This is a genomic window from Serratia sp. (in: enterobacteria), assembly GCF_051654945.1.
In the GTDB taxonomy this organism is placed as follows: Bacteria; Pseudomonadota; Gammaproteobacteria; order Enterobacterales; family Enterobacteriaceae; genus Chania.
Genome location: NZ_JBOFZA010000013.1, coordinates 1 through 1,396, shown reverse-complemented (window position 1 = coordinate 1,396; position 1,396 = coordinate 1). Strand labels below are relative to the sequence as shown.

Annotated in this window: 1 protein-coding gene; it reads left to right on the top strand. The window is 27.3% G+C overall.

Features of this window, described 5'->3' with window-relative positions:
- Positions 1–1,104 (top strand): IS4 family transposase (locus ACRDCA_RS00260; RefSeq protein ID WP_438687774.1); only part of this gene is annotated, 1,104 nt, incomplete at its 5' end.
- Between the last annotated feature and the right edge of the window lie 292 nt (positions 1,105–1,396).

Genomic DNA, 1,396 nt, shown 5'->3' with positions numbered 1-1,396 from the left:
GAGAAAAATATCTCTATCTCTCCTCAAGCGCTTGACCAAAGGTTTGGAGAAGAAACCGTAACTTTCTTTAAAAATATTTTCATATCTCTTTTAAAAAATCAAATTCTAGGTAAAACAAAAACTTTTAATTCTCATAGTTTTAGGAATATATTTTTAATGGATTCAACCGAAATTAAGCTACCTAACAAGTGTAAGGATAAGTACAAAGGGGCTCAGCTACAATCTACGATGAAAATTAACTTACTTTTAGAGCTCTTAAATTTTTCAATTAAAAATATATCTTTAAATGAAGGTGTAAAAAATGAACAAAATTTTTCGAAACACATATACAAACATCTTTCTGTTGATTCATTAGTTTTAAAAGATTTAGGATACTTTAACTTTGAAGATTTTAAAGAAATTGAAGATAGAAATAGTTTTTTCATTTCAAGACTAAGAGCTGGAACTAAACTTTTTTCTTTGAATCCTTCACCTTCGTATTCTAAAAATGGAAAGATAATAGAAAAAACAAAATATTTAGTAACAAAAGCAGGAGAATTGGGGAATAATTTAAACTTCAACGAAACTAAAGAATATGATTTTTTAATAGGCGATTTGAAAATGCCTGTTAGAATTGTGCTCACTAAATTACCCGAAGAATTGTTAGATAAGAGAACTCAAGGAATTGAAGAAAGAGAACGACGTAATAAAAAAATAGCAAGTTTTGCTAGAGAATCTATAAGTATAAGTGGATATATTACAAATCTTTGGGGATTTTCTTCTTCTGAAATAATTGAGTTGTATAAAATGAGATGGCAAATAGAATTACTTTTTAAAATATTTAAATCTGATTTTAAAATAGATAAGATAAAAAATTTAAAAACTGAAAGAGTTGAGGCGCATATTTATGCGACACTAATTAGAATTTTGTTGCTTTTAGAAATTACAAAGAGTATTAATGGTGGATATACTGAAGAAACAAGTATTCGAAGAGTTGTAAAATCTGCTTTTGTAGTCTTAAGCGATTTTTTGGTCCGCTTAAAAGATGAAGAAGAGTTCAATTCAATTTGCTTTAGATTAAAAAATATCAAAAAAAAAGAGAAAAAAAAGGTTCCTGGCAAATAAAATTCACCAAGAACACAAAGCATTTATAATATACAATTTTTTAACCATTTTTACAAGTGGTTTTTTGTTTTATACAAAATTAATTATAGAAATGAAAAAGAACCTAAATATTTTAAATTTAGGTTCCGATTTTTAGTTAGGTTGATAGCTATGGCAGGTGGGGCTCGTTTTGTTGTAGCTGATGAATATTATAAATCTAAAAAAATTGAAGCTATTTTTGCTCTTCATGTTTATCCTGAGATTAACGTAGGGGAGTTTGCAGTGAAATCAGGATGTGTTTCCCTTCAAAATA